The sequence below is a fragment of the Microcoleus sp. AT3-D2 genome, from assembly GCF_036705715.1.
In the GTDB taxonomy this organism is placed as follows: Bacteria; Cyanobacteriota; Cyanobacteriia; order Cyanobacteriales; family Microcoleaceae; genus Microcoleus.
Window position 1 is genome coordinate 24562 of the sequence record NZ_JAUBVE010000051.1, and the last position, 25108, is coordinate 49669.

Below are 25108 nucleotides of genomic sequence, written 5' to 3' on the forward strand. Positions count from 1 at the left end.
ATTTTAATTTTATCACTTTCACTTCGTGTTTGGGAAGCAGTTATTAACCAACAACTATGAGTAAAATTGTAATGATTTCTGGCAGTCGATCGATCAAAGATATCAGTGCTGGATTACCATCAATCGATCGAATAATGGGACTAAACTTTTCGGTAATTGTTGGCGATGCGGACGGCGTAGACAAGCTAGTTCAAGAATATCTACGTCGATCGAATTACCTCAATGTTAAGGTTTACTTTGCTTTGTGGGACGGTAACGCGAACCCGAGAAACACGACGGGATATGAAACGGTGCGAGTTCCAGGCAGCTATGTCAATCGAGATATAGCCATGTGTTCAGTCTGTAATTACGGTTTGGCATTGTGGGACGGCAACAGTCGTGGAACCAGAGAAAATATCGATCGAACTGGAAAGAAAACCAAAATAATCAGAATTGAAGGTAGTTGAACTTACGGGTGAGGGTCGCTTCGCGAAAAGGAAGTGACCTTTTAGCAGTAGCTACTACCATGATTAAAGTAGAAAAGTTTGACTTCGACAAATTCACGACTGAAAAAGTTAAGTTTGCGATCGATATTGACGGAGAAGTTTTTAATGTCAGTGAAGGTCTAAAGAATCAGTATGACCAACTAGATAATTCTCCGCTTTGGCGAGGAAAGTTTTCTGTTGAGGAGTATCGGCGAATGCTATGGCAACAAATCCAGCAGCATTTACCGAAGTATTTCCGCAAAGGACTAAAAGGTTTCTATGAGCCTTGCTTAGTCGCTGATTCCCATATCTTTCGATCGATTATGGAATTAGCTGAAGCTTACCGAAATACAGGTCGGCTCAAGCTGATTTATATTTCCGATCGCTCCCATGCTGAACTTATTGCCAGATGTGTTGATTATTTGGCGAATCGGATATAGCAATTACGTTAGCCTAGAAATACTGATTCTAGGTTAACGTAGTTTTTTCGTAACTGCTTTGCAATCAGGAAACGACTACGACTAAGAAATACTACTTTTTATATCAAGGAGAATTATGTCAGAAATTCACATCAATCCCATGAGCCTTTTTCCCTACGATGTCAATAGGCGGGAAAGAATCTATTTCGATCGAAACGGCAAACCTGTTGATAAAGACATTCTCAAAGGTCATTACTGCGTTGGTTATGAAGGCAAAAACGTTGCATTATTTACTTGGTCAAGAAACCAGAGTAAAGAATTAACTAACCTAGCAAGATTCTTTGAAGGTACAACAGCCGAAGAAAAACGCCAGATTCTGTGGAATAAGATTGAAACCCGAACAGTTAATCGACACATTATCCGCTTCTGTGAAAAAACTAGAGATGAACCTCTATTTCTTTGGTATGTCAGCCAGTACGACTTGCCTACAGCTCAATTCATTAAGCGTTTTTTGGAGTGGTATTGGTCAGCATATCCAGTGATAGAAGAGTCATAGAAATGAGTGTTATACTCTAGCTAATTTAGTTAGAGTATAACCCTAATGTTAGAAACAGAATCGCCCGATAAATCAGCAATCCAAGTAACAGACATAGCTCCAGAATTTCAAGTGAATTATAAGACTGGGTACATAGGATTTCTCAACAAAGGAGCGGACGTAACATCGATCGGCATCTCTTATTTTACAGGCTGGGATTTGATAAGCGATATCCATGTAACTCATACCTTGATTGTCGTTGGCGAGGATCAATGTATCGAAGCAGATATGGCAAATAACACAGTTAAGGTTTGCACCTTAAGCAAATACTTCAATGACCCTAACTGTCAAATCTTCTTTCGCAAACCCATATTTTTCAATGATTCGGTAGGCTATGCGATCGCACACAAAGCCAGTCTCGAAGTCGGCAAAGAATACGATTTCGGCGCAATCTTGACGCAAGGACTCTCAGGCAGTTTCCCTGGACGGATGCTCGATCGACTACTGACAGGAAAGTTGGAGGAACTGTTGGGCAATCTGCTTGATCATCCCGATAAATGGATTTGCAGTGAACTTGTTGCCTATGTTTTGGATGAGCAGTTATTCTATCGAGATAAAGGCATCCTGAAACGTCCTAACTCTACCATCAGTCCTCAAGAGCTGTTCCAGGATACCAAAATCTTTACTCCCTGGAAACAGTTTTCACCCGACACAGTAACAAAAACAGTAACGGTAACAGAAACAAAATCAAAAACAAAACCAGGAACAGATGAAGGGATAGACCTAATCTGTAAATAAGAATAGTTGAGGTTAACCATTAAAACGCTTTGCGGTAAGGACGTGAGTTTTGCCCACGTTCTAGCCGTGAAGGAGTTTTGACATGAGTTTAGTTACAGTTACAGCGACAGGAAAGAAGGTAGTTGCGCCGATCGCTAACCCAGCTCAGTTTGATTTGCCAGCTATCCAGAATTTGGCTTGGCGGGGCGGTGTCTATGTTTGCGTAGATGGTAGGAAGGAATATTCTTTCTCGTGCCAGCTCCCGTTATGTCAGAACGGCGATCGCATCCAGGTCGGTAGTCGTTATTTGACCGTCTGCGGAGTAGTTACAGTTAAGTCGATCATTCCTTCAATTACCGTTGCTCAACATTTGGAGTATTTGGTTGAAACTGAACAGGCAACTGACGAAAAACTTTTGTCCTGGGAATTCGATCGGGCTGTTTAACTTTTAAGTCATTCTCATGTGACGGTCATGTCATGCTCATGTGACCGTCATGTCCGCTACAGGTGCATACAGGTACAGGCTATGTGTGAGAGGTGAAGTGAAGAAAGAGAAATAAAAATACTTCGTTTTGGGGAGATGATGTTACTCCCAAAACAAAGTATGGAAAACCCATCGTTGTTTACCTGGATTGTAAAAACTAACTTTGCCGATGCCGATTTCTGGCTGACAAATAAAGGCAGCAAAGAGAAGTTAGGTTTACCAGTCAAAGAATTTCAACCTTACCTCACAGGCATCAAATGTCCAGCATTAATTCTGCCAGATTATGGTTTTTATCTGTGTCTGTATCTGCATCAGCAAGGAATCTGGCAAGCATATTCGCAAGGTTCTATCAGTCTTCAACATCTCCGCATCAAATGTATCAAACAGGTTTTCCAAGGAATTGCTAGCGACCATAGGCTGCAACATCAAGCCCGTTATAAATCCTTTGTTCCATCTCCCATTATCACAACAGATACTGAACCCGACACTGAACTCGACACTGAACTAGAGCTAGAACTAGAACTAGACAGAGAACTACAGAAAGAACTAGAGCTAGAGAGGGAAGAGTTGTATGCTGTGATGTAAAAGTCTGCATTCAAGATAAGTAGGATTATTTATCTTGAATGTAGTGATGATTTGCCTTCAAACATTCAGAAGCTTTTTGTAGTTCGATCGACAGATAGGCAATATGTAACGGCAGTATAGCCGGAGAAGCATTACAAATCTGGGTAGCTAACTGAAGCGGATTTGAGCCAGAGTATCTGAAAACTGTTTCACCGATCGGACTCTGTTGCTGAACTTCTATTTGACCATTGACAAGTTCAATCAAGAAAGTCCCGGCTGGGTCAGAATAATCCTTCTTACGGCAAATCTGAGGGTATTGTTCAGCAATCAGTTGATCGACCGTTTCCCAAGTATTATCGTACAAATGGGCTGATTGACTAATTGTGATTAACGGGCCCATTTTCAAATCATACTTCGATCGTCGAGCTAATTGATCCCGAATATGTTGCTGTAGTGCGCGCAATCCCATCGCATTTGCCGGCCATGCACCAAATATATCGTTACTGCGGAATGTACCAGTCAGCAATATTTCTTCATCCACCACGCGAACCCAGATATGATTCAAGCAGGGACTGCCAGGAAATTCATGATCCGAAGCTCCATCGGGTCGAGAGAATAAATTGCCACAGCCAGAATCCCAAATGTTCATGACGGCGCTGTCAGCGTCGATTTCTTTGATTAGTTTTTCGATGACTTGTTCGATTTGGTCACGTCCGAACCACGATCGCAGTCTTTGTCCGTAGGTGTACTTGATGCCTTCGCGATAGTAGGGTACATCGTCCAGTATGTAAGGTATGTATTGTTCCAGATATTGTCTATCCATCGGCAGATAGTTAGGCTGTGGAAAGTAGAAATCAGCAGGTTCATTGGTGACTACTGCCATGACATTTATCAATTCTTGCCATTGACCATCATAACCTGTTGGTCGCAACACACCTGTGGTTTTGATACGGTGAACTAATTTTACCCAGGTTTCTGCAATCGTCTTTCCTTCTATGCGGTGTCCGTACCGCTCCCCAGGGAAAATCGTTGGGACGGTTTCTATCAAGGGGAATGTTATCGGCGTTGCCCATTCCGGCTCCGGTGTTTTCTCTACCTTTTTAGCTAACTCTTTTATTAAGGTTACAGCTTCTGTGATGCTTATTTTTTCATGGCATTCGATCGATTCTCGCAGCCGTTGCAGATTCTCAAATGGTATTTCTTTGTCTATGTATCCTACTGTTTTTGAGATGATTTTCCAACAGTCTGAATCTGGAGCATTATTCCTTTTATGCGGTTCAAACCCGTGTCGGAAGAAATGCAACAGACATTTTGCTGCACCAGAATTATTATCTTCCTCTGTCGCATTTACAATCACCAGATGCCTAACATGAGGGTTGTACAGTAGATTTCTGATTATGTAATTGATTCCACTAATTGCTGAGTATAGTTGCCCTATCACTGCAAATTCTTCTGGTTCCAGCTTCTTTGCGATCGCACCTTTGTCTATCCATCCGCTGACTACTGCGATTTGTCCAGTTCCTAAGATTAGTTGATTTGGTTTGTACAGCGGTACATATTTTTTCTGCATTGATTTCCCCCCGGCTGCATTGATATTGTTGATTATAGAATAACGTAATTTGGTAACTTTTGCAAATACAAGAAGTTCAGCAATTACGTTTTGCTTCGCCGTAAAGTATTGATTATCTGTAATGATTACTGAAATGGAAAAACTAAACTTTGGTGGGATTCAAGGCACAGTCTTAGCGTTATCTCCACATAATAGCTACTTCCTTGTCAAACTCTCAGAACGTGCTGTTATCCGAGGCATTTACACGACAGACTTTGTTTGGGATGAAACTACTGATAATGTGAAAGGCTTTCACCCCAATCTGTTTACTCTGTACCTCGGAGTCCGATCGACTATTGAGGCAAAACTTCTCAAAAAGACTATCATCCTTGCTGGCGGGAAACCTGATAAAGATCTTCGTCAACCCAGATACCTGAAGGATTCACAGTATGAAATGCGGATAATCGGACTTTCTGCTGAATCGATCGTACAAATTGTTTCTGACCTTACTCCACAGCAACACCAACAGGATTAGTTACAGAAACAAATCTCAGAAACAAAACAAACCTTAGAAACAAAATCAAGAAACAGTTTCCAAGGTTTGTTAGTGTTTTGCTTCGCTATGAAGTGTTGAGTTATTTAGTGAGGAATCTTAGTCATGGAAAAAGTGAATTTTGCAGGTGTTGAAGGTGAAGTTATTGAAACATCACCACATGGTAGTTACGTTGTAGTAAGATTGAGCGATCGAATCACCATTGTCGGTACAACCAATAATCAATTCAATTGGGAAGAAATGCCGGATGCTGCTTCAGGATTTGAATCTTTCATAACGTACATAGGTCTACGATCGGCAACTGAGGCTACTAAATATCTGGCTGTTGTAGGTAAAGTTGGCGGTTACACAATCAAGAAAGAAGCAGAACCCAGAAAAGCTAAGCGTGTAAAAGCTTTCCCGTTGGAAATTAAAGTACGTGGCTTAACTCCTGAGTTTGTTGCTGAAGTAATTCGTTGTAAGCAAAAATAGCTGTTTACTAAACGTAAGTTTCTCCACTATTTGAGGAGAAACTTACACAATCCAACTCACAGGAATCAAAATGACTGACAGAATAGTTTACGACTTAATCCAACGATTTGAAGTTGTTGATGGTGTACCTCAATTGGTATCCAGCCAAATCCATTGCATCGAAGGCGGGACAAGTTTGTTCTCGATCGCAGAAGCTTGGATAGCAAAGAATACCAAATTAGAGCGATTCAACAAACAGCAGTACGTTGCTTACAAAAACAAAGGTGACAGAAGATATCAACTGGTGCTAACTCCTAGAACGAGTTTTCTTCAGGTATCGTTTGCACCGTCAAGTCTCAGTGGCAAAGTGAAGTTTGAAACTGAATGCGATTTGCTATTTCCTTACGCAATCAGGGTGGCGATCGATAACAAAGAAACTCTCATCCAGCTTCTCAATGACCTTTTCTACACCAGTAACAACAAAACTAACACCAAAAGTAACGAGAGGACAAAACAATGATGCAAGTAGATACACAAATTGAAACTGATCAGAAAACTCTACGCCTGCGTGATGCGTTCCGGGTGCTCGCATGGGAGGTGTTTGAAACAAATCCTCAGATTCGTGAAGATTTAAACCAGCGTTACACCAGATTCTACAGTCGCTGGAGACAGAGCAAGATTCGATCGATGGATTTGAGTCAACTTACTCAATTAGCAGCAGAAAGAGGTTTCTCGATCGAACAACTGTTAACTATCAGAGAATGCTACTACTCCATTGCACAACCTTATCCTGATACTTTTGCTCATGATTAACCGTTGATTTAAAGAGTGATTGATGATGGTTAGTTTATCTTTCCATCATCGTAGGCGTAAGCCGGGGCGTAGCCATCGAAAGAAAGAAGAAAGAACCCCAGTAGTTTTTCTGTTAGGGTCGCTTCGCGATGGGGAGATGAGAGAGGTTTTCTGCCTGTTTCTAGATTCACTGTAGTTTACACCAAAGGATTCCATCATGGCTATTGTTTTCATGTCCAAGACTGCCAAAAAGCGTAGTTTGTTGCTTGATGCGCTTCGTATTCTTGCCTGGGAAGAATACAAATCTACGAACAAAGAAGCACTCAAGAATCTTCAGTATGGCGGTTATGCTGTATTTGAAGCTGAATGGAAAGAAGAAAAACTTCATAACAACACTTATGAAGAACTTCTCGCTTTCGCCAAAAGTTTAGAGTTTACCGAGGTAGAATTGTTGAGCATTCGATCGACCTATTATTCTAAGAAGTCGGGGTCGGCTACTCCTAGTTCTACAGCTACGGCTACAGCTACGGCTAGTCCTAGTCCTACTCGGAAAGTCAACGATTCATCGGTTCCGGTTTCTGCTCCTGTTCCTGAAGAAGAATTTGATATTGGTGATTTGTTTTAGCGTGAGTTAATTCATCAGCCAATGGTAAGATTAAGTTAAATATTTTGGGTTCGATTCGATCGAAAGTATTTAACTTAATCATCGGTGAATGAAGAAGCAATGGTGAGGTTAAGCATTTTGTATGGCTTCGCCTTGAGGGATTGAGTTAGATTTTCTGTACTTTACTTAGAGGTTTATCATGACTATCAATATCTTGACCAAATCTGAAAAAGAAGCATCCAATTTGAGAGATGCAATTCGTATCCTGGCTTGGTCACAGTTCAAAGCTGAGAATGATACCGATCTCAAAGGTTTAGATTTGTATGAGGTTTTCAAGCGTGACTGGGAAGGTTACAAGATTCATACAATGGTTCTGCCGGAAATCCATAAGTTCGTTGCTGACCTTGGATATACGACAGAAGAATTGATCCAGATTCGTACTGAATATTATGCCAACAAGAAAGAGTACAACAACAACAGCAATAGAACTGATGAGTTCTAAAGTTAGTTAGTACCGATCGATACCAAAGAAAAGCCTCAATATCCGTCATGGATATTGAGGCTTTCAAATTAAGAGAAAGAGAAAGAGAAAGAGCGAGGTAATTTTTTTTAGTGAGGGCGCTTCGCGATGAGGGAGTGAGCTGTAGTTAATGCAGCTCACTGTCGTTATTTAGGTATTTCTCATGGCTAACTTAACTGAAACTTTGGTATCTATCGTTATTGCTGGTGAATTGGCAGCGCTTAGTTTGTTGGGTGCTACTGGATTGATTGGTTATGCAAAAGTCACAGCAGCCCATGTCCAGTTAATTCAGACAGCGAAGCAAAGCAGATATGACGCAATTGTTAATTATGGTCAAGTAAGAAGCGTTGCAGTTTTCACAGGCGAGAAAGCAACAATCGCAGAGTGTTTAGGTGGAGTTTGTGGAGAGAAAATCTCCTTGCCCAGCGGAGTCAATATCAAGTCAACCTTTAGAGGTATTGATGCGAAAGTTGCAGGCAAAGCAGGCAGCAATGTAGCAACCTTGATTAGTTGGAGTAGCGAAACCAACAGCGGAATTGGTGGCAGTTTTGGTCAGCATGGAACAATCACCTTTAGCCATCCCTGGACAAGAAAGAAGTTTTGTTTAGTTAGAGGCGGAGCTTTGGGCAATCAAGGCGAAGTCGTCATCAAAACTGACAAGGATTGTAAATAGCAATGTTGAAGTACAAGAAAATCTCTAGCACAAGCTAGAGATTTTTTTTTAGACCCACGTAAATATTACTCATCAACCCAAAATATCGTGAACAAGAAAATCGTTGCTTTAGCAGTTTTAATCGTCGCTGGTTTCGTTTCCTGCAATCAACTCATGAAACCAAAACCAACTGAAGAAGTTCCCGCAGCCCCAGTCATCAAAGCATTGCCTCAAGATCCATCACTCCAGGTTTATTTCAATCAATCTCAGACTTCTAGCTACACAGAACCATATCGTCAGGTTACTCGTCCAGGTCATGATTTGGAACAGGTCATGGTCTATTCCATCAACAGTGCTCGCGAGAGTGTCGATGTCGCAGTTCAAGAACTTCGCTTGCCTCGGATAGCGCAAGCTCTAGCGCATCGCCATCGCTCAGGCATCAAAGTTCGGTTGATTATCGAAAATCTCTACAATCGTCCCGTCGCTCTTTCTCCCTCACAGGTGAGAGCATTGCCTAAGCGAGAGCGCGATCGCTATGCTGAACTCGTTCACCTTGCAGATACCGATAAAGACGGTTCTCTCTCGGATGCCGAAATCTCCAGCGGTGATGCTCTGGCGAGCGATCGTCCGTGAAGCAGGAATCCCGATGATTGATGATACCGCTGACGGCAGCAAAGGCAGCGGATTGATGCACCACAAATTCATTGTCATTGATGGCAAAACTCTCATCGTCACTTCAGCGAATTTCACTACCAGCGATATTCACGGCGATTTCAAGAGCGCCGAAAGTCGGGGCAATCCCAACAATCTGCTGAAAATGCAAAGCCCGGAGCTGGCAAAAGTTTTCAGTGAAGAGTTCAGTCAGATGTGGGGAGACGGCCCTGGCGGAAAGCCAGACAGCAAGTTTGGTGTCAAGAAAGCGATTCGTCCGATCGCTAGAGTTTCTGTTGGCGGTGCGACTGTCGCAGTTCAGTTCTCGCCGGCGACCGCGAAAACTCCCTGGCAGCAAACACCGAACGGATTAATCGATCGGACTTTAGCCAGTTCATCCAAATCCGTCAATCTGGCGCTGTTCGTCTTTTCTGCCCAGCAGTTGGCAGACACACTGGGTAGAAAATCCCAGACTGGAGTTAGTATCAAAGCTTTGGTTGATTCCAGTTTTGTCTACCGTCCCTACAGCGAAGCGATGGACATGATGGGCGCTAGCCTACTGGAAGGTTGCAAGTTGGAAGTCGAAAACCGTCCCTGGAGTCAGCCACTGGCGACGGTCGGGATGCCAAAACTTCCTGTAGGCGATCGACTGCATCACAAGTTCGGTGTTGTTGATGGAACAAAAGTCATCACCGGTTCTCACAACTGGAGTGAAGCCGCCAACCGAGCGAATGATGAAACTTTGTTGGTGATTGAAAGTGCTACGGTCGGCGCTCACTTCGAGCAAGAGTTCGATCGAGTCTATCAAGGCGCAATTCTGGGTCTGCCCCAGCGCATCAAGCAGAAAATGGATTCTCGGAAATCTGAATGCAAATAGAAAAGTCTCCAGCCCTCGCTGGAGATTTTTTTTTAAAGTGATCCACAATCCCCAACAGCGCTTCGCGTTAAGGATTTGATTTGTCCTATCTGGAATCAACCATGCTGCACCTCAAAAAGTATTTCTCTGTTCAGGAACAAAACAATCTCGTTGAGATGACCCGAAATATAGCCAAAGTCAATGGCGGTATGACAATTCCTGTTATGCCATCTGGTCAAAATTTCAACTGTAGCCAAACCAGTTGCGGGAAAGTTGGCTGGCTGTCCGATCGCAAAGGTTATCGTTATTCACCCATCAATCCAGCAACTAAGCAACCCTTCGCAGCAATGCCGACAGAGTTGATAGAGATTGCTCAAAGTTTAGCCAAATTAGTTGGTGAGTTTGATTATCAGCCTGAAACCTGTCTAATCAACTTTTATCCAGCCAATGGCAAAAGCAAGTTAGGTTTGCATCAAGATAATACTGAGCAAAATCTCAAACCCTGCATCATTTCAATATCTCTCGGTGACGATTGCAGTTTTGTTGTCGGCAGCAACCGCAGTCGGAAAGATCCACTCGACGGGATTCTATTACGATCGGGCGATGTCCTTATCCTGCACGGTGACAGCCGTTTAGCCTATCACGGAGTCCAAAGAATCCTCCCCAAAACTTCTAAATTGCTGAAGAATAACGGCAGATTAAACTTGACCATTCGACAAGTTTATTAGCCAATAGCCAAAGTCAAGGAAATTAGTAATGCTTCGCCATGAGTTGTTGATTTTTTTTAGGTCAACAACTCATGGCGAATAGCAATATTCCAGCGTTACTTCAGCGTGTTAATCGAAGTGTCGATCGTGAATGTCAGTATGGGTTTTCGCAATCTTTTGAGCCAAAGCCATACAACACAGCGATGATTACCGGGCATCGCTACATCACAGACAGTTACAGGGTCGAAGTTGACAAACTGATCATGATGGCAGTTGAGCAAGGTGTCAGAAAGTTTTTTACGGGCATGGCACTTGGCGCGGATCAACTAGCTGCTGAAATCTTCATTTACCATAAGCTGAAATGGACAGCGGTGATTCCTTGCGCTGACCAAGATATTTTGTGGAAACCTCGTCAGAAAACTCATTACAAGAAGTTGCTAGCACAAGCAACGGAGCAAGTCTGCCTTTACCAGAATTACAGTCCCGGTGTCATGCAAGCTCGGAATGCTTGGATGGTGAAACGATCGGATATCTGCTTAGCTGTTTTCAGTGGCGATCCTCATAATCGGGGCGGAGGAACTGCTACTACTTTCAAAATGGCTAAACACAATAATTTGCTCATTTATCAGTACGTTCCCGCCGAACGTAAGTATCTCATCATTCAACCTACTCATCAACAGTTAACGCTGTTCTAGCTGTCTTTCATCCCGTCTCCCCCTTATCAAGGGGGGACATCTTACCAACATCCAACCATAAACTTTACCAGGAACGGAACATGAAGAAAAAAGTAAAAGTAGTGATGACTCATCTCCACAATCGGATCGCCAAACTTGCCAAGGGTGCGATCGAGCGTGGAGATATTACCAGTTGCGATCGCATCTCCGACAGCTCCTATTTGATCAAGCGCATTGACAAAACTGACCGACCGCAGACAACCAAATATACTACTGTCGCTGCTGCCAGTCTCCTTCATCTCCTCAATTCCTATGCTTCAGCCAATCCCCCAGAAACAGTAGCAGAAACAAAAACAGTTTAGAAACATCGACAGAAACAGAAACAGAAACAAATATTGCTTCGCTGTAAGTGAGTGATGTTCCGTTTCTGTTTCTGAATGCAACAACAAACTTGGTCAGAAGAAGATATCGACTATCTTTCAAGGATTGAAAAGATACTAGATGTTGATGCGATCGTACAAACGCTTAAATCTCGCTGCATCTGCGATTGTCAGATGTACGACGATTCTGATGTCAAATTAGCCTTTGTCCGTTGGTTTCAAGCCAGAATCGAACACATGAGCAACGATATTTACAATGTCGTTGACGCTGATGATAAGGTTTTTCAACTTAATTTGACTTCAAGAGTGAATTAAAAGATAAAGGCAAAAAAAAGTACCTCGTGTAAGGCTTCGCCTTGAGGTACTGATTCCTAGATTTCTACTCTGTCGCGAACACTAGCAAAGAAAGTAACAATATGTCCATCACATCTTCAACTACTCTAGCACAAATTGTCTCCCAAATTCAATCACAAATACCCGACAAATCCAATCTGTTTGGTAAGCCATCAGATCAGATTCTTCTAGAAACGATCGGCAAACTAATCAATCTGGATGAAATCGTTGAACGGCTTCAGGCAGTGGATCATCATCAGTGCAGTTTATTCACGCCTGACCAAGTTAAGTTTGCCTTTCTGAAATGGATTGAGCATCATCTTGAGTCGATCGAAATGCAGCCTGAATGGTATCTTCACAAGGATTTCAAGCATTTCGATCGACATCTGCCGTTTGACGAACTGCAAGAAGCGGTTGAACAAGAGTTTGATATTGAAGCCGTTTATGAAGAAATCGGCGCTGCTCATGAAGCTGGATTATTCGATAATTCTAGTCTTGAAGATCAGTTTACTGGTACTGCACAACAAGCAGCAGCAGATGCTTTAACTTGGTAGCTAAATAGTCAACAAAAAAAGCGGTTAGCGTAGGACTAACCGCTTTTGATTCAGTTTCAGGTATTTTCCACACAACAATTTTATCATGGAACATCTCAAAAGACTTGCCGAAATTCGCAATCAAATTGAAAGGTTGAAAGTTGAAGCTGAAGCGATCGAACCTGATGCTATTCTTGAAGCTTTCGAGATTATTGAGTCTAACAAAGCTCGCAAAAACGTAGTCTTTAACGATGACAATGCCAAAATCGTTATCCAACTTCGCACTCGCTACGATAACGAAAATCTTAGTGTCGCTCGACTTGATGAGGATATCAGCCGTGAATACGATAATTTATGTCGATCGAATGCAATCCCTATCGAAAACAGTCAAGCTTACATTAATGATTTGAAAGAAATGCTTGCTGAAGCAGAAACAAAACATGAAGCGCTTCTCAGTTCTCCGTACTTAGAAACGTTAGAGAAACAGCGGGCAATCGCACTCAATAAAACTGAACATAAAGTGCCAGCATTAGCCGTTTATGTTCACTACCTAAAGCGTTAAAATAAACCTAAAGCGATTGTACTCTCTTATTGTGCTTCGCTTTAGGATGTTGATTTCAACAACTATTTTGTACAATGACAATAATCACTGTCAATCAATCCAGTTTTCAGGTAGAGCCATTTCTTCGTTACAAAGAAAATCGAGTCAAAGGACACTTCACCTTAGAAGGTCTAGAATTTCCATCGCTCAATATGGCGATCGTAAAAATCAATAGCCGAATCTTAAAGATTAATTCTGTAGTGTTGCCAATGACAGAAGTCTGGGGATTTGTCATCAATGATTCTGGCGGGACACTCTCAACTTTCCTCACTGCACAGAGAGAAATTCCCCCGATCGAACCTGAGAAAATCTATGAATTAGACTTTCTCCCGTTTAATCCTCGGCTAGGGAAAGGCTTCATGTTAAACACTTTTCCTCGTAATCCGAACAATGACCATGAAAAATTCGGACTAGAAATAGCTCACGATATTCTCAATTCTGCAATAGATTACTGTCGTGATGAAAGATTGGATGAAATACAAGTGAATTAACTTAGTAATTTTGATTGCTGTTAGCCGATCGATCGCCACAGCAATCAAAAATTCCGGTAAAGTTAATAGATAAAACTAAAGCAATTGTAGTGCTTCGCTTTTAAGTATTGAGTTTCTTTTCAAAGAAACTTAAACAGAAACAAAAACAGAAACAAAAACAAATCCCAAAAATCAACCAGAAACAAAATCATGCAAAACCCAATCATTGTTGACGGATTCGCTTTTCGTATTCCCACTATTCCTAGCCGTTACAGAGCAAATTGTTCGCGCGAGTTCGGAATGTTCGTCACTGGCGAAACTAAAGGAATGAATAGCAGCAAAGCCGAGAAAGCTGGCTTGACCCGTGGTGAGTTTGTTGAGATGGCAATTTGTGCGATCGCACAGAAAACGCTGACTTTCAAGCCTCACTATGAAAATGAGCAATTTACTGAAGTCTGGGGAATCCCAGTCGCCGGAGGAATGAAGACTCATTTTCATGAAAAATGCTCTGAGTTAAGCACCTTTCTCATCCACCGTCAATCTCAGGACAAGATGAAAGGTTTGGTCGAAACTTTTGGACGAGAAGCATTCAATTCTTGGGTTGAAGAAGGAATGCAAGGCGATCCGAACGAATATGCACACAGCAAAGCATCTGAGGCTTATTTCTCAAACATTTTCCGGTTCGAGATGGTGCAAAGTGAAGGCAATTATGGCCCTTACTACTACTTAGCCGTCACGACCCGTCCGATCGCAACTCCTTTTGAAGAAGCTGCCGTCAAAGCTGCTCGGATGATTTTTGAAGATGAGAAAAACGGTATCCTTCATTGCGCTGATCCTCGACTCATTGAGAATCAGGCAATGTGCTTAGGTTCTGCTGCTCCTTCTCATTTAGCCATTGCACCGGGTAATGGCACTGCTGAAGTCATTGAAGCTGAACAGCCTGTCAAGCAACTTAAAGGCAAATAATCTGTGCTGAGCTGGGAGTAATCCTGGCTCAATCAGCTTCTTGGTTCACTTTAGTTCACCTTAGTTCACCTTAGTTCAGTTCGATCCTCTGACTCATAGCGATCGAACTGACTCAACCACTCTATCTATCAACACTTCGATGCGCTCCACACCGCCAGCTACGAACGGAGATGGAGCCGATCGACATTCCACTATCTCGAATCCAATCAGCCAATCAAACGCCAACATCAGCTAATCCTCGGCTTCTCCTATATACACATACGCGCATTAATTAACGCAAGCGATACGCGCGTATTAGTGCGTGATAAACCTCAACAACCTGAAAAACATGAGCAATATTCAATGGACCGGAATCACAGCTAATCCAATCCATTTGGTCAAAGCTGACGGCAAACACGGCGGACACTGGTGTGAAAAAATCAGCCCAGGATGCGCTAACTGTTACGCCGAGGCAATGAACCTCAGCAACTATTTCATCTTTGCCAGTGGGTTGCCGTACACCGGGACAGTCCCAGTCAACATGATTTTCTCCTCGATCGTCATGGAAAAGTTGGTGAGAATGAAAAAAGGCGAAAGAGTTTTCATGTTTTCCATGACTGACTGTTTCGGGCATTGGGTCAGAACTGAATGGCTGGATTTAGCTTTTGCTTATATCGTCGTAGCTCCTCAGCACACCTTCCAGGTGCTCACAAAACGCCCAGAGCGGATGCCAGAATATTTCCGATCGGCTAAAGAACGAATCAGAAGAATTGTTGAGGAATTGAGACGAAAACTGAAACTACCCCCGGCAGAATTTGTCTGGCCGATTCCGAATCTCTGGCTCGGCACTACGATCGAAAATCAGAAAACTGCTAATGAGCGAATCCCTTATCTGCTACAAACCCCAGCAGTAGTCTGGTTTCTGAGTGCCGAGCCGTTACTGGAATTCGTGAAACTTAAGAAGGAATGGCTAGATTTGATCCACCAGGTAATTATCGGCGGTGAATCTGGACATGATGTACGTGCTTGTCAACTCGAATGGATTCGATTCATGGTTAACCAATGTCAAAGCGCTGAAGACGTGGCGATATTTGTCAAACAACTTGGCTCAAATCCTGTTATCGGTTCTACCTATATCGAAGGAGTAGCGACTACTTACGAAAAGCTGAAGCTCAAAGATAAGAAAGGCGGGAAGATTGATGAATTTCCCGAAGATGTCAGGTTTCGTCAGTTTCCTGTTCCGAGACTCAAAATGTTGCCGTCTTCTCTCTCTCTCTAATCCTGCTTGAGAAAAAACCTCTGACCTGCGCCGATCGTTTGTCAGAGGTTTTTCTTTCTGCTACTGCCTACAATCTTTGAACAAATATGACACTCAATAAAGTCGGTGGACAAAAAATCGCTGCTGCCAAGATTGGAATTCCTGTTGAAGAATATCAGCGAAATGTTAAGTCGGGTCTGAAATGGTGTTTCTCTTGCAAATCTTGGTTAAAGCTGAACTTGTTTAATGAAAGCAAAAATGCCCGTGACGGCAAAGACAACCGTTGCAGAAGCTGTCGCAGAGCCTTCGATCGTAAAAGGTATCAGCCTATTCCGATCGACATACGCAAATCCCGATGCTTTTCCACCGTTCCGGGCAGAGATGGCGACAAAACCCAAGCCCGTAACCGCGTAAATTACGCAGTCAGGCGTAATAAATTGCCCCATGCCAGTAATATCCCGTGCGTGGATTGTGGTCATTTAGGGCCCGATGGCGTACCGCCCCGCAAGCTACGACAGCATGAATATGACCACCATAAGGGGTACGCTGCTGTCAACCATTTAGAAGTTGAATGCGTTTGCGTTCCTTGCCATGTCGATCGGGAACGCCAACGGAAACAGGAACGGCAATATCATAATCACACCCGGCGCTAAACATGGCTCTTAACTTGCGCGTCGCTAAAGTTTGTGGATTCAATGGCAGTGACGGTTATAGCGACTACAACCGCAACTCTCACTGTCGATCGATTCACTTGATTTATGTCCAAACCACAGATAATTTGTGGGCTTACCGTAGTCTCTGCCATTTGGATGAACAGCATAAAATCTGCATAGAAAACCAAATGTCAGACGACGAAGTAAGTGTGATTCAGAAATGGTTGATAGAAAATTAGTTGGTTTTGCTTCGCTGTAAAGCTATGAAATTGTAAGGAAAGGAGAATCAATATGCCGATTAACATTCCGAAGAAAAATCAAAACTCTCAGCCTGAACCTAAACCTGAGCCTGAGTCGAATACCTCAGAAGGCAAGCCCAAAGAATCAATGTTTAAGAAATTCACCGCAAAACTAGGATGGGAAATAGAATATATTGAGCCAGACTTAGATGAACTTTATCCCTATTACAAAGACCATTGCTATATCTTTCTGACTCCTCACTGTGATCAAGGATATGTAGGAGAAGGTTATGGCACTTATCGAGATTGCATAGAAAAATACGAGGAAATTGGTCGGCGGTTGGCAAAAATGTGGCCGATCGACGAAGTAACCGAAGCACGGAAAATCAATCATTACAGTCGTGGTAAATAGTCCTTCACTGTAAAACTGTTAGTTTGGAGAGTTAAAATGCCGATTCATCTTCCCAAGAAAAATGAAAAGTTTCCTGAGCCTGAACCTCAATCTGAACCTAAATCTGTTGATAAATTTGATGCAGACTTAGCATTTCAGGAATTAACTGCAAAACTTCGGTGGGAAAAGAAACATATTAAGCCCGTGTTGGGTGAACTGTTCCCTTCCTATGACGATCGATGTTATATCTTTCTAACCTTTGGATGTGACGAAGGATATGTAGGAGAAGGTTATGGCTTTTACCACTCTCGCATAGAAGAATATGATGAGATTGGTCGGCGTTTGGCTAAACTGTGGTCGATCGAACAAGAAACTGAAGAGACAAAAGTAAATCATTACAGTCGTGGTGCCAAGTAGCCAAATAAATAGTAATAGTGCTTCGCTGTAGGGTAGTGACTTTTTGGAACAATAATATGTCATTGCCCTATCTCCTCAAAATCAACAATTCAGGCGATCGAACTGAGTCTTATCGGTTCATCGATCCTTCAGCTATTCCCGACGCTCGACCAGCTCTGAGATTAGCTAACCGACTACAGTGGGATAGACTCAATATCGCACCAGAGTTAGATAAACTGTTCCGCTATTACCGCAACACTTGTTCTCTAGCAGACAGAACGCAAGGTTTTGATGCTGCTAACTCCGCCGAAACTTATGATGAAATTGGCAAAGTTTTAGCGCAATTGTGGTCGATCGATCAACTTACAGAAGTGAGGCGATTGAATTATTACAGTCGTGGAGCTTCGCTGTAGAGTGGCAGCCTTTTAGTTAACCGTTGACCGATGAACCCTCAAACTTTAGAACATTTGGGACAAAGCAACCAGCAACAATATCAAAAACTAACTGCCAAAGCTTTGTCTGAAATGGAATATATTGAGCCATATTTAGGCTCAGTCTTGTTCCCTTATTACCGTCACTACTGCATCATCTTTGTCTTGGGCATCAACTATTCTGACAAACAGTTTGGATTTTTTGACAACGGTTGTCATGCCGATCGGTACGATCGTATTGCCATGCTTCTCAAAATAATTTAGCAAACTTCTCAGAAAACAGAAAAAGTGACTGTTACATCGCGCTTGTAACAGTCAATTCCTTCAGTAAAAACCAACTCAATTATAGCCTAAACTCATGCAAATATTTCTTACTGGAACCGAAAGACTTGAAAAAATGAACGCGGAAATGTGGACGCGAATTCATAATATCACAAACCTAAATGCTACCATCTTAATCGGGAACTATCGCGGTTTTGATCAACTAGCTTTAGCATTCCTAAATATTCTGGAATATCGCAACGTTAAAGTTTATGAAACTGGAAGCGGTCTAAGTTTCGGCTATCCAATCATTAATGTAGGTCGATATCCACGTCAGGATATTGAAATGAGTCGATCGGCAGATTATACAGCAAATTCCATGTAAATGTGGTACACTACATTCAGTACATCAGCAGAAAAAATGAAAGCTTATTCGCTCGAGTTTCGTAAAAAAATAATTAAAGCCTATGAACAAGGTGATACATCAGTCAGGAAAGTAGCCCAACGTTTTGATGTGAGTAAAGCCTTTGTTCAAAAAATCTTAAAACAAAAACAAACGACTGGTCACGTTCAACCAAAAAAACAGGGTGGAAGCCTTAAAAGTGTGTTGCACTCGTCCACAGATAAATTGGCCCAGATGGTAGAAAAATATCCTGATAGTACCTTATTAGAATATTGTGAATATTGGCTAGATAGCTACCAACAATCTGTCAGTCCTAGTATGATGTGTCGCGAATTAATCAAACAAAATCTGACGCGAAAAAAAAGACAATACGGAGTAGTCAATCTGCCACCGACCGAGTGCAACTTTTGAGGTGTGAATATTGGGACAAAGTGAAAAATATCGACCCTGACAACCTCGTTTTTTTGGATGAAATGGGTGTTCTATTGGGGTTAACACGAACCCATGCACGTTCAAAATGTGGTAGTAGAGTCTATGATTTAAAACCATTTTATCGGGGTGCAAAAGTCACAGTTATTGGAGCAATCAGCTTAAAAAAAGTAGTAGGATTAATGACACTCAACGGGTCGATGGATAGTCAGGCATTTGCAGTTTTTGTTGAACAGTGCTTAGTGCCAAACTTATGGGAGGGTGCAGTCGTTGTTATGGATAATCTACCAGCCCATAAGTTGGCGGTGATTGAACCACTGATTCAAGCCGCTGGTGCAAGTGTTCTGAATTTATCACCCTATTCTCCTGACTTTAATCCAATCGAATTATGGTGGTCACAACTCAAAGCTTTTTTACGTAAGTTTTCGCCTACTACTACCAAGATGGTTGATGTTTTACTAGCTACGGCGCTTGATTTGGTTAATCCACAGCACTTTAAAAACTGGTTTACAAGCTGCTGCTACTGTACTTCATAAACCTGGAATCCGCTGTATGTTGGCAGTTTATGACGGTCTAAGTTATGGAGTTAAAGCCAACTTGAGACGGATGCCACCGGAGAGAACTCGAATCATTTACGTTAACATTTGAAGCCAAATCATGAAAGTAAAATCAATCATCTTTGACGAAAACAATCCTAATCGCGATCGCAGCCTGAAAATGTTTGAGAATATCTACAAGGGCTTACTCAAAGAAATTAGGGGCGATCGGACTTAAAAAATGCCTCCGAAGTACATCAATTGGCAGACTTTAAGCGGAATTATTTCAGTAGCTTTGTCAAGTTGCACAGTTGAATATCTCAGAGTTGATTTATCTGCATTCATCCATAGCTACCGAACAGCTCTCTGGTTTATCAAAGATGCTCCTATTTATTGCTTGACCCAGCAGCTAATTATAGCATTTGATCAGACAGATGCACTTGCTAAACCTGGTATCCTGAGAGGTTGGCAACCATCCTTACCTAGTTTCCTGCTAGCCATACCCAAAGGCTTAATTCACACGCCTGATGCTACTGAAGTGGATTATCTGACGGTTTCGTGTAGTGATTGTGATTATCCAAGCTGGAATTATGGCAAGTGGAGTAACATCGAAATTAAACCATTTGCCTTGAAACACAGTCGATATTTTCAGATTGGCACAGTTGATTATTATGAAACTGTGTGGACTTCAGGAACTGGGGTTGAAAATGATGGTACTTTGATTTACGATGAAAACGAAAACTTCAACAAATATACTATTTCGATCGATGATAAAGTTTTCCTTCAACGCATCCGTAATTTGGTAATTAATGTACTCTTGACTTTGGGATTTGTACCAACGTTACTGATGCCTGTAACTGACTCCGAAGTCAAAATTAAAAGTAAGAAATTATGCCGAGCGATCGGAGTTTTTTTAATGTGAGATATCCCCGATGGCTGGGTAAAAACTATCAAATTTTCTCGGTATTATCCGCAAAAAAAGAAACTCATTCCTCTCCGTGGAGCCACGGGAGACAAGGGCATTAGAGGGTGTTAGAATCAGGTCATGGTAAGCGCTGGAGAGATAGTAAACGGCTTTAAATTCAACCTATTTGGGTTAAATTATAATAGCAGTTCATCAGTCTAAAAAGTAAATTAGAATAAATAAAATACTTCTGAGGCTGAGCCCATGATTACTCCAGGAACTGCATATAACTGTTTTTCAAAATTTATATTTGATGGCGATACTTTAACCCTAGACTTTCGAGGTGCTGATTTACGAGTAAGACTACGATGGATAGATACTCCTGAAGCTCAAAGGTCAGGAATAAATAGCACAGACCCCAGAATACTTAAACACTGGGAATGGGCGCAAAAAGCAAAAACTGCCTTGATGGAGTTGGTCGCAGGCAAACCAATAATTTCAATTCCGATCGAGAAAGACCAATACGATCGCTGGGTATGTGATTGTTACCTTGAGAAAATTTCTGTGGCAACCAACATTCAAATCCTGCAATGCAAAAGTGGAATGGGAGTAAGTTTTGTCCCATTTAATCGTTTCGCCTACAACATTCGAGAGTTGGCTGTACTCAAAGGGATTATCACCGAAACTGCTAGCGCTAATCGTAAGAAATTAGGTCTTTGGTCAGACCCTGACCTAATTCTTCCTAACGAGTTCAAAAAATTAACCTTATCCTGAAAAACTATGAAATTAGCTGAAAAAATTGTCAAGTATATGGAAGCCAAAAATTATCACTTGGCTCGGAAACCGGGAGAAAAAAACATCATTTATGTGGAAGGGATGGACCCGAACGGAACCCTTAACGCTGATACTCCCAACCATTTCAACGATGCCCGACTGATTTTAGGATTCCGGGATGGACTGCCGACGATCGAAGGCGCTTGGGAAGCGACAACCGAACCAGGCTATTACTACACCGACAATCCCATGAACCCTAATGGAGCTGCCAGAATTGCCTTTGGGCAGTATCGAGCATGGCAAGTCGGACTTCATGGTTACTCTAACCCCCATGAAGCTCTTGTCCAGGTCGGACTTGTCAAAGTGCACCGGGATTGGAACAGGGACATGATGAGAACCGGTGATGAAATCCATGAGGGTTACTTCGGCATCAATCAGCATCACGGGTACAACCATCCTAAGAACGACATTCACACAGCCGGAGCTGGATGCTTTGTCGGTCACGATATTGAACAACACTTTGATTTCATGGATCGGGTTAAGTCTGACCCAAGATACAGAAATGACCACGAATTTATCTATCCGACAACTATTATTCCTGGTGATAAATTGTTTGCTCCTCGGTAATAAATGCACAAATGAAACAAGAAACTCTTGACTATATTGCTGCTTCGATCGGCGTTATCGCTGTTGGTTCTACCTATATTTTCTGGTTAGCATCTAGACAAATCAAGGATAGTTTAACTCATAAGATTGAAAGATTTGCTTATGATTTAATGAAGAAACAAGAAGGCGATACTCTTAATCTCGGATACAAAATGCGACGATGGCAAGATGTAAATAAGCTTCGAGCAATTACGGTAGATTGTAGACTTGAAGCTATTGAAAGACAGTTACAGATGCCTGCTTGCAACATTATCGCGACGATCGAACAACAATTTGAAGATACAGACGCAACTATCTAACTCAATCAATCAATCAATCAACTACTAATTATGAAATTAAGATATAGAAAGCCAACTGTTGATCAGTTAGACAGTATCGCCAGTTTTTTAGGAGCTGTTGCAGGCATTGCGGAATTACTTGTATCTTGTAAATATATTAGCAATGAACAGGGTCAACTTGTTGCTGGACTAGCATTAATTGCTTGGGGCTTCTTTAGTAATAAAGCGCCTCGCGTTGAGAAACCTAGAAGGTATCAACGTCCTGAATTTCTACTCAATGAACTGACTGAGCAAGAATATCAGTAAAACTCCGATTAGCATACCGAACAGAAAAACTGTTAACTGACTCATAAATTTCCTCCTTTCATTTATAAATCTCATAGTAAAATCACAATTTACTATGAGATTTATTTGTGGTTATAGATTAGGGATTATTCAGTTTGTCCGATATAAGCTTTGTGGCTCCGATCGCACCAGTAACCAAACCTGTGACTAATCCAGAAGTGAAAACATCTGCTGGATTTGGTAAATTTTTCCGCTTCAATTCTTCACTTGCCTGCTGCGCGTCTTCTTGTAACTCTTGCATTACATTGGGGACAACTGTAGCAGTTGTTAACAAAGCTGTTGTCAATGTTCCTGCCAAAAATACTGATTCGCTTGCTGTTGGTTTACGCATTTTGTCTCCTGGTTTTGTTTGATTGATGTAGTACGCTCGAATTGACGAACACTTAAACTTACTTCTTTTCCAAGTAATCCTTGTATTTAGCAATCAGAGAAGGTGAGCCATGCTTCATTACAAGGTATTGAAAACACTTTTTACCTACATCTGAATAACTTCGAGGCTTCCGTCTCCCCTGGGTGAAACCCAAACCGATTTGTATGAGTTTGCTGGCACTTGTATATTTATCGGATAATTTCAAAATGCGCTCAAAAAGGGCTGTTTCTGACTCATTTGGCAGTAATCTTGAGAAATCTTCGGCATCCCAGATAACTGGATAATCCTCTGTGAGCAAGGGTTTCGGAGTTATCTCGCTTTTGATAAGGTTATCGGAGTTGGATAATTCTTCACCTGAGTTATCTGCCGAATTATCTGGTAAATTATCTGAGTTTTGCCCAGCTTGCGATCGATGTAACTCTATTTGTCGATCGAGTTCTTCAGGAGTTGATTCGGCTAACCAATAATCCCATGAGACAGACTGATTTAATGCCCGAGTTAGTTTGTCTACGTCCGATTCTTTTTCAGTTTCTACTTGAGATTCTGTCTGAGATTCTACTTGAGATTCTGTGTGAGATTGTCGTTCAGTTCCTGAGTTTTCTAAGCTAAGCTTTGCATCAGGTGTCTGGTCAACTTCTGAACTAAAGCCATTAAATAACTCATAGACCCATTCAGGGCGTATCCAGTACGGCGAAATAGAAATAGGCAAATCTTTGATGCACTCTCCCTCTTCATCTTTGATACCCGAAATAGTTCCTTTGAAAAGTGGCTGGTATTTGCTGTCCGATCGTAACTGAAGTTTGATGACTCCTGAGTTAACAGATTTACTAAAACCATCACCACCGCCGAAAGCAGCGTTAGTATCATTGTGAGCAATGAAGATAGGCGCTTCTTTGCCTTTGCGAGGGTCGCCAACAACTTTTCTGGTTAGTTTGCTGGCAGGTTCCGCCGTACCTTCTTCAAAGCCATATTGTGTCATTTCATCAAAGATAGAGGTCAGCCAATCATCTTTTAGAGTTCTCACTTTGAATCGATCGTACATAGCGTTAAGTTGTGCGCCAACTTCCTCAAAGTTTTGATTTGCGCCGTAGCCGGGAACGCCTAGCTTAACCAGAGTTTTCCAGCATTCATCATAATTTTGGTGAAAGTGAGGGTCAGCGATCGAGATGATTTTGTGACCATACAAATAATGCCGGCACAGTGCTAAAAAAGCTGCGAAGTAACTTTTAAAGCTACCCATATCCCCATAAATTAGGATGGGTTTGTGCATCAGTTGTGCAATCCATCCGCCTTCATGCTCCTCAATCAATTTCAACAGCTTCGATCGGGCAGCAGCTATATACTCCGCTCTCTTCTCTTCTACTGTTTTCTCTCTTGCTGCACCATCCATCCCACCCGGAACACTATCAACAACAGAATCAGAAATAGAATCTGTTTCTGTTTCTGACTGAGAATCAAAAACAGTTTTTGTTTCTGATATTGGGGGTTGTGAAGTTTTGAGAAGATGCTCAAGAATAGTGGGGTGATCGTGAGCCATGACCCGGACATAATTCTGCTGAGTCTCGGCTTTGTAGACCTCAACTGAGGCATTAGCGCGAAGCTTCTCTTTGACCACTACCTCCTCAACCAGGACATCGGTGATTGCGGAGTTAACAGCAGCATCAAGCGCTAGCTGTTTCAGTCGCTGCTCAAACTCCCAGAGCTCTTGCCGTTCCAGTTGCTCCTTTTTTTTCTGGCTGTCGTGCCAGCCGAAATATCCGCAGCCGATCGCAGCAACAGAGCTGGCTTGCCGAACTCCCACCCAGCGATCGAAAGGAAGCGGCATCAATGCCAGCGCCAAAGAGCAAAATGCTCCGAAAAATGACCCGATCGTTACCCTGTTACCCATGACTGATGACTCCTATCCTTTACCCCGTCCCCAAAATCCAAAATCCAATACCCAAAATCTGATGCCCAATGCCAATGCCCGATGCCGATGCGCGCGATTTCCAATCTGATGCGCGAGATACCCGCGCGATTTCCGATGACCAATGACTAATGACCAATGACTAATGACTGATGACTGATGAGTGAGGAGTGATGCCAAGACTGAAAACTCCCTGCTGCTGACTCAAACCAGTACAGCCGTAGCAACAGGGAGTTAAGTGTTATTTACTACCAGCACCAATGATCCACATGGCGACGATGATAAAGATTGCGATCGCCAAACCATGCTGCCAGGTCAGGAGATAATACAAATCCCAGAAGCAGAGAATGCCTCC

42 protein-coding genes are annotated in these 25108 nt (G+C 42.2%); 38 read left to right on the forward strand and 4 right to left on the reverse strand.

Annotated elements, in window-relative coordinates:
• Positions 1–56 precede the first annotated feature (56 nt).
• The 6 genes from QUB44_RS19945 to QUB44_RS19970 all read left to right on the forward strand — a co-directional run bounded on the left by QUB44_RS19945 (position 57) and on the right by QUB44_RS19970 (position 3264).
• On the forward strand, positions 57–446 hold the full coding sequence (locus QUB44_RS19945) for a hypothetical protein (protein WP_333370081.1): 390 nt from the start codon (positions 57–59) through the stop codon (positions 444–446).
• Between the two features lie 59 nt (positions 447–505).
• Positions 506–904 carry a hypothetical protein gene (locus QUB44_RS19950; RefSeq protein ID WP_333370083.1) on the forward strand — a complete coding sequence of 133 codons (399 nt, stop codon included), beginning with the start codon at positions 506–508 and terminating at the stop codon, positions 902–904.
• Positions 905–1019: 115 nt separating this feature from the next.
• A complete protein-coding gene (locus QUB44_RS19955) occupies positions 1020–1439 on the forward strand; it encodes a hypothetical protein (protein ID WP_333370085.1) in 420 nt (139 codons plus the stop codon).
• 45 nt (positions 1440–1484) lie between these two features.
• Positions 1485–2216: a hypothetical protein gene (locus QUB44_RS19960; RefSeq protein WP_333370087.1), complete on the forward strand. Its 732-nt coding sequence runs from the start codon at positions 1485–1487 to the stop codon at positions 2214–2216.
• 82 nt (positions 2217–2298) lie between these two features.
• Positions 2299–2640, forward strand: coding sequence for a hypothetical protein (locus tag QUB44_RS19965; RefSeq protein WP_333370089.1), 342 nt, complete (start codon positions 2299–2301; stop codon positions 2638–2640).
• A gap of 159 nt (positions 2641–2799) precedes the next feature.
• Positions 2800–3264 carry a hypothetical protein gene (locus QUB44_RS19970; protein WP_333370091.1) on the forward strand — a complete coding sequence of 155 codons (465 nt, stop codon included), beginning with the start codon at positions 2800–2802 and terminating at the stop codon, positions 3262–3264.
• Between the two features lie 25 nt (positions 3265–3289).
• On the opposite strand, the gene QUB44_RS19975 is transcribed toward QUB44_RS19970, so the two are convergent.
• Positions 3290–4813, reverse strand: a complete 1524-nt coding sequence (locus tag QUB44_RS19975) for a thymidylate synthase (protein WP_333370093.1) — start codon at positions 4811–4813, stop codon at positions 3290–3292.
• Positions 4814–4946: 133 nt separating this feature from the next.
• Between QUB44_RS19975 and QUB44_RS19980 the strand changes: the two genes are divergently transcribed.
• The 17 genes from QUB44_RS19980 to QUB44_RS20060 all read left to right on the forward strand — a co-directional run bounded on the left by QUB44_RS19980 (position 4947) and on the right by QUB44_RS20060 (position 14534).
• Positions 4947–5327 (forward strand): hypothetical protein, encoded by a 381-nt coding sequence (locus QUB44_RS19980; RefSeq protein WP_333370096.1) that lies wholly within the window; start codon positions 4947–4949, stop codon positions 5325–5327.
• 123 nt (positions 5328–5450) lie between these two features.
• Positions 5451–5816 (forward strand): hypothetical protein, encoded by a 366-nt coding sequence (locus tag QUB44_RS19985; protein WP_333370098.1) that lies wholly within the window; start codon positions 5451–5453, stop codon positions 5814–5816.
• 70 nt (positions 5817–5886) lie between these two features.
• Positions 5887–6315, forward strand: a complete 429-nt coding sequence (locus QUB44_RS19990; RefSeq protein ID WP_333370100.1) for a hypothetical protein — start codon at positions 5887–5889, stop codon at positions 6313–6315.
• On the forward strand, positions 6312–6608 hold the full coding sequence (locus QUB44_RS19995) for a hypothetical protein (RefSeq protein WP_333370102.1): 297 nt from the start codon (positions 6312–6314) through the stop codon (positions 6606–6608). The genes QUB44_RS19990 and QUB44_RS19995 overlap by 4 nt, the downstream gene beginning before the upstream one ends.
• A 196-nt stretch (positions 6609–6804) precedes the next feature.
• Positions 6805–7212, forward strand: coding sequence for a hypothetical protein (locus QUB44_RS20000; RefSeq protein ID WP_333370104.1), 408 nt, complete (start codon positions 6805–6807; stop codon positions 7210–7212).
• Between the two features lie 178 nt (positions 7213–7390).
• Positions 7391–7693, forward strand: coding sequence for a hypothetical protein (locus QUB44_RS20005; protein WP_333370106.1), 303 nt, complete (start codon positions 7391–7393; stop codon positions 7691–7693).
• Positions 7694–7874: 181 nt separating this feature from the next.
• The gene (locus tag QUB44_RS20010; RefSeq protein ID WP_333370108.1) at positions 7875–8384 is read left to right on the forward strand and encodes a hypothetical protein; all 510 of its coding nucleotides are present in this window, start codon (positions 7875–7877) and stop codon (positions 8382–8384) included.
• 87 nt (positions 8385–8471) lie between these two features.
• Positions 8472–8996 carry a hypothetical protein gene (locus QUB44_RS20015; protein WP_333370110.1) on the forward strand — a complete coding sequence of 175 codons (525 nt, stop codon included), beginning with the start codon at positions 8472–8474 and terminating at the stop codon, positions 8994–8996.
• On the forward strand, positions 8950–9891 hold the full coding sequence (locus QUB44_RS20020; RefSeq protein ID WP_333370112.1) for a phospholipase D-like domain-containing protein: 942 nt from the start codon (positions 8950–8952) through the stop codon (positions 9889–9891). Before QUB44_RS20015 ends, QUB44_RS20020 begins: the two co-directional genes overlap by 47 nt.
• 101 nt (positions 9892–9992) lie before the next feature.
• Positions 9993–10598, forward strand: coding sequence for an alpha-ketoglutarate-dependent dioxygenase AlkB (locus QUB44_RS20025; protein ID WP_333370114.1), 606 nt, complete (start codon positions 9993–9995; stop codon positions 10596–10598).
• A gap of 71 nt (positions 10599–10669) precedes the next feature.
• Positions 10670–11272 (forward strand): SLOG family protein, encoded by a 603-nt coding sequence (locus tag QUB44_RS20030; RefSeq protein WP_333370116.1) that lies wholly within the window; start codon positions 10670–10672, stop codon positions 11270–11272.
• 80 nt (positions 11273–11352) lie between these two features.
• The gene (locus tag QUB44_RS20035; RefSeq protein ID WP_333370119.1) at positions 11353–11613 is read left to right on the forward strand and encodes a hypothetical protein; all 261 of its coding nucleotides are present in this window, start codon (positions 11353–11355) and stop codon (positions 11611–11613) included.
• 75 nt (positions 11614–11688) lie between these two features.
• A complete protein-coding gene (locus QUB44_RS20040) occupies positions 11689–11946 on the forward strand; it encodes a hypothetical protein (protein ID WP_333370121.1) in 258 nt (85 codons plus the stop codon).
• Positions 11947–12047: 101 nt separating this feature from the next.
• The gene (locus QUB44_RS20045; RefSeq protein WP_333370123.1) at positions 12048–12518 is read left to right on the forward strand and encodes a hypothetical protein; all 471 of its coding nucleotides are present in this window, start codon (positions 12048–12050) and stop codon (positions 12516–12518) included.
• Between the two features lie 85 nt (positions 12519–12603).
• Positions 12604–13059: a hypothetical protein gene (locus QUB44_RS20050; protein ID WP_333370125.1), complete on the forward strand. Its 456-nt coding sequence runs from the start codon at positions 12604–12606 to the stop codon at positions 13057–13059.
• A gap of 74 nt (positions 13060–13133) precedes the next feature.
• On the forward strand, positions 13134–13589 hold the full coding sequence (locus tag QUB44_RS20055; protein WP_333370127.1) for a hypothetical protein: 456 nt from the start codon (positions 13134–13136) through the stop codon (positions 13587–13589).
• A 189-nt stretch (positions 13590–13778) separates the two neighbouring features.
• Complete coding sequence (locus tag QUB44_RS20060; protein WP_333370129.1) at positions 13779–14534, forward strand: hypothetical protein; 756 nt, start codon at positions 13779–13781, stop codon at positions 14532–14534.
• A gap of 93 nt (positions 14535–14627) precedes the next feature.
• Here QUB44_RS20060 and QUB44_RS20065 read toward each other — a convergent pair whose 3' ends face one another.
• The gene (locus QUB44_RS20065) at positions 14628–14762 is read right to left on the reverse strand and encodes a hypothetical protein (RefSeq protein ID WP_333370131.1); all 135 of its coding nucleotides are present in this window, start codon (positions 14760–14762) and stop codon (positions 14628–14630) included.
• A 100-nt stretch (positions 14763–14862) separates the two neighbouring features.
• On the opposite strand from QUB44_RS20065, the gene QUB44_RS20070 reads away from it, so the two are divergent.
• The 15 genes from QUB44_RS20070 to QUB44_RS20140 all read left to right on the forward strand — a co-directional run bounded on the left by QUB44_RS20070 (position 14863) and on the right by QUB44_RS20140 (position 22438).
• On the forward strand, positions 14863–15792 hold the full coding sequence (locus QUB44_RS20070; protein ID WP_333370133.1) for a DUF5131 family protein: 930 nt from the start codon (positions 14863–14865) through the stop codon (positions 15790–15792).
• An 86-nt stretch (positions 15793–15878) separates the two neighbouring features.
• Entirely contained in the window at positions 15879–16424 is a 546-nt protein-coding gene (locus QUB44_RS20075; protein ID WP_333370135.1) for a hypothetical protein, read from the forward strand.
• A gap of 2 nt (positions 16425–16426) precedes the next feature.
• A complete protein-coding gene (locus tag QUB44_RS20080) occupies positions 16427–16663 on the forward strand; it encodes a hypothetical protein (RefSeq protein ID WP_333370137.1) in 237 nt (78 codons plus the stop codon).
• Between the two features lie 52 nt (positions 16664–16715).
• Positions 16716–17075: a hypothetical protein gene (locus QUB44_RS20085; RefSeq protein ID WP_333370139.1), complete on the forward strand. Its 360-nt coding sequence runs from the start codon at positions 16716–16718 to the stop codon at positions 17073–17075.
• Between the two features lie 36 nt (positions 17076–17111).
• Positions 17112–17471: a hypothetical protein gene (locus tag QUB44_RS20090; RefSeq protein ID WP_333370141.1), complete on the forward strand. Its 360-nt coding sequence runs from the start codon at positions 17112–17114 to the stop codon at positions 17469–17471.
• Between the two features lie 56 nt (positions 17472–17527).
• On the forward strand, positions 17528–17863 hold the full coding sequence (locus tag QUB44_RS20095) for a hypothetical protein (protein WP_333370143.1): 336 nt from the start codon (positions 17528–17530) through the stop codon (positions 17861–17863).
• Positions 17864–17893: 30 nt separating this feature from the next.
• Complete coding sequence (locus QUB44_RS20100; RefSeq protein ID WP_333370145.1) at positions 17894–18145, forward strand: hypothetical protein; 252 nt, start codon at positions 17894–17896, stop codon at positions 18143–18145.
• 133 nt (positions 18146–18278) lie between these two features.
• On the forward strand, positions 18279–18527 hold the full coding sequence (locus tag QUB44_RS20105) for a hypothetical protein (protein ID WP_333370147.1): 249 nt from the start codon (positions 18279–18281) through the stop codon (positions 18525–18527).
• Between the two features lie 36 nt (positions 18528–18563).
• Positions 18564–18956 (forward strand): IS630 transposase-related protein, encoded by a 393-nt coding sequence (locus tag QUB44_RS20110; protein ID WP_333370149.1) that lies wholly within the window; start codon positions 18564–18566, stop codon positions 18954–18956.
• A gap of 20 nt (positions 18957–18976) precedes the next feature.
• Positions 18977–19510 (forward strand): transposase, encoded by a 534-nt coding sequence (locus tag QUB44_RS20115; protein WP_333370151.1) that lies wholly within the window; start codon positions 18977–18979, stop codon positions 19508–19510.
• A gap of 241 nt (positions 19511–19751) precedes the next feature.
• On the forward strand, positions 19752–20432 hold the full coding sequence (locus QUB44_RS20120) for a hypothetical protein (protein ID WP_333370153.1): 681 nt from the start codon (positions 19752–19754) through the stop codon (positions 20430–20432).
• A 246-nt stretch (positions 20433–20678) separates the two neighbouring features.
• On the forward strand, positions 20679–21188 hold the full coding sequence (locus tag QUB44_RS20125; protein ID WP_333370155.1) for a thermonuclease family protein: 510 nt from the start codon (positions 20679–20681) through the stop codon (positions 21186–21188).
• 6 nt (positions 21189–21194) lie between these two features.
• On the forward strand, positions 21195–21815 hold the full coding sequence (locus QUB44_RS20130) for a hypothetical protein (RefSeq protein WP_333370157.1): 621 nt from the start codon (positions 21195–21197) through the stop codon (positions 21813–21815).
• Between the two features lie 11 nt (positions 21816–21826).
• Positions 21827–22153 (forward strand): hypothetical protein, encoded by a 327-nt coding sequence (locus tag QUB44_RS20135; protein WP_333348575.1) that lies wholly within the window; start codon positions 21827–21829, stop codon positions 22151–22153.
• A 30-nt stretch (positions 22154–22183) separates the two neighbouring features.
• Positions 22184–22438, forward strand: coding sequence for a hypothetical protein (locus QUB44_RS20140; protein ID WP_333348577.1), 255 nt, complete (start codon positions 22184–22186; stop codon positions 22436–22438).
• A gap of 118 nt (positions 22439–22556) precedes the next feature.
• Here QUB44_RS20140 and QUB44_RS20145 read toward each other — a convergent pair whose 3' ends face one another.
• A complete protein-coding gene (locus tag QUB44_RS20145; RefSeq protein ID WP_333370158.1) occupies positions 22557–22808 on the reverse strand; it encodes a hypothetical protein in 252 nt (83 codons plus the stop codon).
• Between the two features lie 58 nt (positions 22809–22866).
• On the reverse strand, positions 22867–24735 hold the full coding sequence (locus tag QUB44_RS20150) for a hypothetical protein (protein ID WP_333370161.1): 1869 nt from the start codon (positions 24733–24735) through the stop codon (positions 22867–22869).
• Positions 24736–25108: the final 373 nt, after the last annotated feature.